This window comes from Reinekea sp., from assembly GCF_046710285.1.
GTDB lineage: Bacteria > Pseudomonadota > Gammaproteobacteria > Pseudomonadales > Natronospirillaceae > Reinekea.
Map to the genome: position 1 here is coordinate 19,136 of NZ_JBKEGY010000035.1, position 7,922 is coordinate 27,057.

8 protein-coding genes are annotated in these 7,922 nt (G+C 42.8%); 5 read left to right on the forward strand and 3 right to left on the reverse strand.

Features of this window, described 5'->3' with window-relative positions:
- Positions 1 to 124: 124 nt before the first annotated feature.
- Together ACI882_RS16925 and ACI882_RS16930 are read right to left on the reverse strand one after the other, a co-directional pair.
- The gene (locus ACI882_RS16925) at positions 125 to 3,181 is read right to left on the reverse strand and encodes an efflux RND transporter permease subunit (RefSeq protein WP_411743401.1); all 3,057 of its coding nucleotides are present in this window, start codon (positions 3,179 to 3,181) and stop codon (positions 125 to 127) included.
- Entirely contained in the window at positions 3,178 to 4,524 is a 1,347-nt protein-coding gene (locus ACI882_RS16930) for an efflux RND transporter periplasmic adaptor subunit (RefSeq protein ID WP_411743400.1), read from the reverse strand. Before ACI882_RS16930 ends, ACI882_RS16925 begins: the two co-directional genes overlap by 4 nt.
- A 140-nt stretch (positions 4,525 to 4,664) precedes the next feature.
- Between ACI882_RS16930 and ACI882_RS16935 the strand changes: the two genes are divergently transcribed.
- The 3 genes from ACI882_RS16935 (at position 4,665) to ACI882_RS16945 (ending at position 5,548) form a co-directional block, all read left to right on the forward strand.
- Positions 4,665 to 4,976: a GIY-YIG nuclease family protein gene (locus ACI882_RS16935; RefSeq protein WP_411743399.1), complete on the forward strand. Its 312-nt coding sequence runs from the start codon at positions 4,665 to 4,667 to the stop codon at positions 4,974 to 4,976.
- The gene (locus tag ACI882_RS16940) at positions 4,951 to 5,121 is read left to right on the forward strand and encodes a hypothetical protein (RefSeq protein WP_411743398.1); all 171 of its coding nucleotides are present in this window, start codon (positions 4,951 to 4,953) and stop codon (positions 5,119 to 5,121) included. Before ACI882_RS16935 ends, ACI882_RS16940 begins: the two co-directional genes overlap by 26 nt.
- A 214-nt stretch (positions 5,122 to 5,335) precedes the next feature.
- On the forward strand, positions 5,336 to 5,548 hold the full coding sequence (locus ACI882_RS16945) for a lipopolysaccharide assembly protein LapA domain-containing protein (protein ID WP_411743397.1): 213 nt from the start codon (positions 5,336 to 5,338) through the stop codon (positions 5,546 to 5,548).
- A gap of 31 nt (positions 5,549 to 5,579) precedes the next feature.
- On the opposite strand, the gene ACI882_RS16950 is transcribed toward ACI882_RS16945, so the two are convergent.
- Entirely contained in the window at positions 5,580 to 6,569 is a 990-nt protein-coding gene (locus ACI882_RS16950; protein WP_411743396.1) for an integron integrase, read from the reverse strand.
- A gap of 355 nt (positions 6,570 to 6,924) precedes the next feature.
- On the opposite strand from ACI882_RS16950, the gene ACI882_RS16955 reads away from it, so the two are divergent.
- A complete protein-coding gene (locus ACI882_RS16955; protein WP_411743395.1) occupies positions 6,925 to 7,251 on the forward strand; it encodes a hypothetical protein in 327 nt (108 codons plus the stop codon).
- Positions 7,252 to 7,344: 93 nt separating this feature from the next.
- Positions 7,345 to 7,710 carry a hypothetical protein gene (locus tag ACI882_RS16960; protein ID WP_411743394.1) on the forward strand — a complete coding sequence of 122 codons (366 nt, stop codon included), beginning with the start codon at positions 7,345 to 7,347 and terminating at the stop codon, positions 7,708 to 7,710.
- Positions 7,711 to 7,922 lie beyond the last annotated feature (212 nt).

Here is a 7,922-nt window from a genome sequence, read left to right on the forward strand (position 1 = left end):
ATTTGAGCGAGCATTTTGTATTTAAATGGAAATAAAAATACAAATAGTGTCGTGTTGGTGCAATAAGTTAGTTGTTTCAGGGCAATACATGTTGTTTTGCCCTGAAATAGTTCAAAAAACTGACCTATTGCTTAACAAATTTTTCCTTTATTTGCTCTATTGTTAACAGCAAAGCAGGAACAAAAAGCAAAATAAGTAGAGTGCCAAACAACAAGCCAAAAACGATGCCCGCTGCAATTGGTTTCAAGAACTCCGCATCCAAGCTGGTCTCGAACAAAAAGGGTGTTAAACCGGCCATCGTTGTTACCGTTGTCAATATGACGGGTCTTAAGCGACTGGCAACCGCTTCTTCCAATGCTTGGTAAATTGCCATACCTTCTTTGCGCAGGTCTTGATAAACGCTAATCAAAACAATGCTGTCATTGATGACGATACCCGAAAGCCCAAATAAGCCCAGTATTGATAGTGATGACAAAGGTAAGTCAATTAACCAGTGGCCATAAATTGCGCCAGTGAGGCCAAAAGGCACGGTCATCAAAATAGCTAGAGGCCATATATAGCTCTCAAACACCCAAGCCAAAATGCCATAAATGAGCGCAATGACACCCAGTAAAATAAGCAGTGTTTCTGATATGAACTCTTCTTGTTCTTTTGCATCGCCTGAGAGTTCAACGCTGATTTCACCAAAGCTGGCTTTAAATTCAGGCAGAACAGTTTCTTCGAGATAAATGTACATGCTGTCGCTGGTCATTTGGTCGCTATCTAAGGTGGCCGATACGTTAACTGAGATCAGTCCATCTTGAGCGCGAATACCATCAATACCTCTTTGGTAGGTACTGTTAATTAAATCATCTAGGGGGATCAAGCTGTTATCAGCAGCACGATAGGGCAGCGCCATAATTTCATTTATAGATTTACGTTGAGCTTCTGGCAACATGACGACGACATTTAACGTCAACAGCTCACTTACCTGCGTCGTTGCTTTTATGCCTTCAATGTTTTGTCGAATAAAGGTAGCGACTTGTGCCTCAGAAATACCTAAGTCTAATGCTAGTGGGGTTAAGGTAAACTGCAGTTGCTCATCACCATAAGGGAGCGAGTCGGTCGCATCAGATAATGCATCCAATGCATCTAATCTATTTTGTAAGTTTAACGAAGCTGCTTTAATCGCTTGTACATTTGTGCCACTTAATTGAATGCTGATATCACCAGATTCACCACCCCAGCGACGACCGCGACCAAATGAGATGTTATCAATTTCTGATATAAGTACCGTTGCTGAGCGCCATTGGTTCACTAGCTCTTGATTGGTATAAGGTCTATCTTGATCGCTAATGAGTTCGACATCTATGCGGGCTTGGTTTCCTTTGTTGCCTTGATTTCGAGTAACAATTGCGGTTTTAATAAAGTCATAACCCGTTTCATCTTCTACCTCTTGGAGCTTATTGGTAAGGTGGTCGACGAACGTATTTACCTTGTTTTGGTTTACGCCTTCAGCAAAGGTTACGCTGACAGATAAGGAGGGTGATTCAACTGAAGGTTGAAATTGAAAAGGAACGGTTCGACTGGTCACCATACCCACGGCAATTATAAAGTTAGCCAAAATTATCGCTATTAAAATTGAGCGGTGAGTTAAGCTCCAACGAACTATCGGGCGGAAGTAGTTGTCGCGAATTTTATTGTATCCCGCATCAAGTTTTTGACGCATAGGCCGATCTTTCTTATGGTGGCTATGAGACAAATGCCCAGGCAAAATAAGAAAACATTCAATGAGTGATGCAATGATCGCAATGGTGACGATGATAGGAATGTCTTGTGCGAGTCGACCGATAGGGCCACTTATAAAAGTTAAAGGTAGAAAGGCGGCGATGGTGGTTAAACTCGACGCAAGGACAGGTGGCCACATTTTTTTTGCCGCTTTTAAAGAGGCTTCGTTTGCAGGCATTCCTAATTGTTGATAGGCACGAGCTTGTTCGCCGACAACAATGGCATCGTCGACAATAATACCCAACGCAATCATAAAGCCAAATAGACTGATGGTGTTCATGGTGAGCCCAAGCTGCGCCATGACGATAAAAGTAGCGAAAAAGCTCGTTGGAATACCCAGAGCCACCCAAAACGCGAGTCGAGTATTTAAGAAAAAGAACAGTGATACTAAAACCAACGCCATGCCCAATAGGCCATTGCCAATGAGCAGTGATAACTGTGCTTGAACAATTTTCCAAGTTTCATTGTAGAGATGTAGTTGTATGCTCTCTGGTAAACTAGGCTCAAAAGTTTTAAGCCAGTTATTCATCATTTCAGCATTTTCTAAAGTATCTTCACCGGCGGTTCGTTGTAGTGATACTCGAACGGCTGGCAGCCCCTTATAAAACAATTGGTTTGATTGTCTGCTTTGAACCCGTTGAATGTCTGCAACATCCCCCAATTTGAGCGTACTGCCATCGTCTAAGGTTTTAATTATGGTGTTATAAAGCGATGCTAGTTCGACTTCAGGCGTTTGAGAGCGAAGCTGTAAAGTGAGTGAATTGCCTTCAGAGGTTCCAGCGGGTTGTGCGGTATATTCTTGAGCAACGCTCTGGGCTATTTGCGCCAATGTAAGATTGGCATCCAATAACGATTCCATGGCAACGGAGATTTGTACTTCTTGGCTTGGAATGCCTTGCAAGTTAACTTGCGCAAAACCTTCTGACAACAGCTCACGTTTCACGCTATAGCTAAGATCGGACAACTCATCTAACGATACATCACCGTAGAGTAGAAAGTCGGCAACGTTTTCACGACGTTGTGGAGTTGAAATAACAATGTCACCTGCATCTTCAGGTAAGGACACAGCATTTAAGACATCTTCAATAAGGTCGCTCGCGGCACTTAGACTTTCTGCTCGGTCGGTGATGCTAATAAACAAACTAACACGACCTTCGTTTGCGCTGGTCGTAATGCTATCGATTTCTGGTAATCCGATTAAAGCCTGCTGTAAAGGAATGCCCACAGAGCTATACATATCTTCTGCGCTCACACCACTCCAGCTTGAACTGGCCGTAATACGTTCAAATTCAAAGTCAGGAAAGAATTGGTTGTTTATTTTCCCTACGCTCCATAAACCGAGCACAAGAATTAATATCATTGCTCCGTTGGCGGCAATCTTATGATTGGCGAATGTTTCAATTATTTTAATCATGAACGTTCACCAGGTTGGCGCACCAATGAAACAGCCATACCCGTTACAGGGTTTTTAATGCGAGTGGTGATGATCATTGTGGCGTTGTTGTTTAGCTCTGGGGCGCTGACTAAAAAGCCCTGCTCTGTTTGCCCTACCAGCTCAACGTTGATGGCTTTAATAGTACCTTTGTCAAATAAGTACAGTCTCTGTTGGTCATAAACGGCGGTAATCGGTACTTCAACAGCGGCGCTTTGAACAGGGTAAAGAAGCGTTAATGATTGATGAGTTCCCGGCAAAGCCGCATTGGCTAACGTTGTTTCTGGGACAAAAGTAATACGCTGAGCGCCAGACTCGTTAATGGGCCGTATAGATTGTGCTACCCAGTTGTTTCCGTTTTTATCTTGCGCGGTAATGGTCGTAAGGTCGAGCGTGTCGAGTCGGTAGCGCTGAGGTACACGAACATAGAGTGCAAGTGATTCAGGGTTATACAGTTCTGCAATGGCATCACCTGAGCGTAGTTTTTGCCCTAAGTTTAAAGACAGTTTGGCAACGAAACCGGAAAAATCGCTGGTGGGCGTTAAGTTATCGGTAAGCTCTTGGCTTTGTTTTATTTGACTTAATAGTGAATTACGTTGTGCCTGCGCTTGCTTTTGTTGGTCTGGGTATTGCGCAATGGTTAGCTCTCGGTTTTGTACCGAGAGTAATTGTGTTTGATAAGATCGGAGTGCACTTTCATAATCGGATCCTGAGCTGAGTTGCTGAGAATTGAGACTGGTAAAACGATCAACACTGTTTTTAGCAATGCGCAGTAATTCTTTTTCGATTGCCAGAGTGGCCTTATCGTTTTCATATTTAAGGGCTTCATTACGCTGGCGTGCATCAAGCTCAACTAAGGCAGATTGTTTTTGTTCCAGTGCCTCAGTGATCGATGTATCGGTCAGTGTGGCTAAAAGCGTATTAGCTTCAACCTGTTGACCTTCAAAGACATGAATAGCCGTAACCGTTGCGTTACTGCTAGCGGTAATGGTGGCCTTTTCTTGAGCTTCAATAATACCAAACAGCTTTAGTTGAGCAGAGCCGGTATAGATTTGAGAGCGGAGTACTTCAACAGAGGTTGCGCCTTGTTTGGCGAGAACGCCTGCGCGTAAACCATTGCCACCACCGCGAGTTGGGGGCGTTTCTTCTTTTTTGGCTTCTTCAGTAGTCATTTCTTCTGATGACTCAGCAGATTCTGAGTTTGTCGTTGCGTTAGGGTTGCTTTTTTCACCCTCAGAAGCATTAGGTCGAGCGGGTGCCTCTGCAGATACTGAGCTAGGTGCTGATCTCTGAGCACCTGAATTAGGCGCACTACTTGTATTCATGAGTTTAAACCCAAGAATAGAAATGACCAGGATCAGCAGTGGAATTACAAATTTATTAAGCATAACAACCCTATTATTTGGTGGCAGTGTTCTTAGTTTGATACAGTTTGACATCACAATGTGCAAGAAAGATGAATAAAATGCCAGAAAGAAGTCAATGGTGGGTATATTTTGTTCGTTGCGCCGATAATAGCCTCTACACGGGCATTACAACTGACTTGAATAGGCGTCTGCGTCAACATAATGGTGAACTTGTAGGCGGTGCCCGCTATACTAGTGCCCGCCGCCCCGTCGGTTTTGTCTATGCAACCCTAAGCGATACGCGCTCAAGTGCGAGTGCTCTTGAGTACAAGTTGCGCAAACTACCCAAAGCAAAAAAGCTGGCGCTTATTAGTCAGTACGAAAAAGAGCAACAGGAGATACCCCATGGCTCAAAAGCAGCACAAGCGTAACCCTTACGCTTTCGACCCCATCATGAGAAAAGGTGGCGTTCACGAAAAAACCAACAAAGCCAAACGGCAAAATGAAAAAGCAAAATGGAGAAAGGCGGCTCACAATAGTGAGCCTTTTTTTGCCTTTTTTTCGGCACGATGTTAGCTTTTGGGTTCCGGTATAAATTTAAGCCGTTCATAACAACTCGCTTTGCTCAAACAGTCATTAACTTTTAAATTTACCCCCTCCCCCACGCTATCATCTGATACAGTTAAGGCGGTGGTTTTTTGAGTTTAACTCGCAGCCCGAAGCTCGTAGCCCAAAACATTTCTCGATTTCGCTGACAGCTGGCAGTGTTCCATTACTACAAGGCACCAATATGAACAACAAAATGATCTTCATATCCGTTTTATCTGGTTTAGCCGTACTTTTTATTCTTCAAAATATCTCTATTGTAGAGATCCGATTTTTATTTTGGAGTATGCAATTACCACGTTCAATATTTATGTTTTTGTTGCTAGCGATTGGTGTCGTCATAGGTTGGGTTTTACATGGGAGCAAAATCCGACGGGTGAAGAGCTCAAAAGAGTAGCTGCTTAGCAACACTTAAGAAACCACCCTTACTACCAAAGCGCGTCAATTGGGCTCACTATGAGCCTTTCTTGCGGGCCTGCAACATGGGTATAAATTTCAGTGGTTTTGACCGAAGAATGCCCAAGAAGTGTCTGTATAGCACGTAAATCGACCCCTTGTTTTAACAGTTCAGTCGCAAACGAATGCCGAAACGTATGGCAGCTTATGTTCTTGTGGATATTGGCTTTATAACCCGCTTGATGTATAGCTCTGCGTAAGGTTTGTTGTTCAATAGGCCAACGCAGTGCAACTTTTGTGTGCTCATCGTACGTTAGAGACGTTGCGCTAAAAATAAACTGATCAGAAAACTGCCTGGAGATTGTCTTCGGCTGTAACGTTACATGGTCAACTAATGGTGCATACCCAGCCCCCATGTTCACGTCTAACTGATGATTCAGTTCGCAATTTCGGACTTGCAACGTTAACGCTGGGCATAGCGATTTAGGCATGGGCACATAGCGGTCTTTATTACCCTTAGCATTTTCGATGTGAATAGAATTATTGCTGAAGTCTAGGTTCCGAACACGCAAGTGTAAGGCCTCAGAAACCCTTAAACCACAACCATACATTAATTGACTAGCAAGCCGGTATCCGCTACTAAGCTGAACAAAAATAGCCTTAGCCTCTGTTGGTGACAATACAATCGGTAACTTACGGGGTGCTCTGGCCCTTACAAACTGCAAATTAGCAACGCTTATACCCAAAAACTCCCGATACAAAAACACCAAAGCATTTAAGACCGTTTTTTGGCTGTTTACCGTTAAATCTCTATCGTGAACCAGGTAAGACAAGTAACGCTCCACTTGATCAACAGTGAACTCAGCCTCCGACATCAAACTGTGAAAACGAATAAAACGAACGACCCAGTCACAATAGGTTCTTTCAGTAGCATAACTAAGCCCCCGCTTTTGAATAAATAACCGGAACCGATTGATAAATTTTGCAGGTTTAGCGCCAGAACCACTTTCCCTAAGCGTCATAGAGCGTCCTTAATATTACTAAAACTGTATATTTATACAGTTAAATGCATTGTAAACTTGCGATAGCAATCACAAAAACAAGATATTCTTCAAATAGTAAGGAAATCACCCGAAAATGATCATTTTGATAGATATCAAACTAAAAAAGTTCAATTTGAAGCCTATTTCGTGAAGTTTATACCAAACGAATGTGAAATATATCTAAACTTTTGAGAGAACGAACGAAGGGTGGGGGGATGCTAAAACCACAGTTTAAGAGACATGCAGACAAGTATTTAAATTGCTGTTAATGTAATCAGAAATAAATATGTTTCAAAATGAAACATATAAAACTGTTAGAAACTTAAGGTTGTAAATGGATCAGAATTTAGTTGGAATAGTTTTAGGCGTAGTATTTATATTGTTCTTGGCGGCAAAGTTTTTTGGCAACAATAAAATGCCACCGACTAAGGCATTTAGATGTGCTGGCTGCAAAAAAAACGAGGCCTATTCTAAGCGTACAATCGAAGCTTGGCGGAATGGCTACAAGCGAATTTATTGCCAGGCATGTCATGTTAAGTGGCTAAAGAATAATCCTAACACAAGAAATACAAGCTCAGGCTCTCAGGGGTGTGCAGTAGTTGCAGTAACAATTATTTCATTACCAATATTTACTGCGGTCATCGGTTGGGTCGTTTTCTAACAAAAAGTTGTTGGAAATAGCCCATTTTTACCGCTAAAGCGGCGGGCTATGGACTCGCTGAGGCTCGCCCCAAAACAATGACGTTAGGTGCAGATGAAGAAACTAATCTTACTAATAATTATCGTCGCTTCTGCAAATGCAAGTGAAAGAATGTATGGAATTTACTCTAGCTTAGAGGTCAATCCTGAGTCTGGAGATATTGGTGGAATGGAAGTTTTGATATTGCATAATGGGCGCCCTGGTACATGCAGTGATTCTGCTCTAGTGCAGGTTGCCGAAGGTTGGGTGCAAATGCCAGCCTTGGTAGATTGTTGTCACTGCTCTAATGAAAGAGTCGAGTTTTCAGTTCCCAAATTAGGCACCTTCAAAGGAGCTATCGTAAACGGTGTACTTGAAGGCGAGTTTATTGATTCCGGCTGGGAGCATTCATTACCTAAGGGCAATAGCTTTTGGCAGTAAATCACCTAACAAATTGTAGCACGCAGCCCGTTCCGGGCTTTGGACTCAAAACTCACTGGCGTTCGTTTTTCGCCCGTGTACAAAGACGTTAGGAACTAGAATCTGATAAGAACTAATAGACATAGGCGCCTCAGCCGTTCAGAAAGACTATTGAAAGTTCATTGGAAGAAACTCAACGAACAGGATAAATGGCGTTATTTGCGATCAGTTGT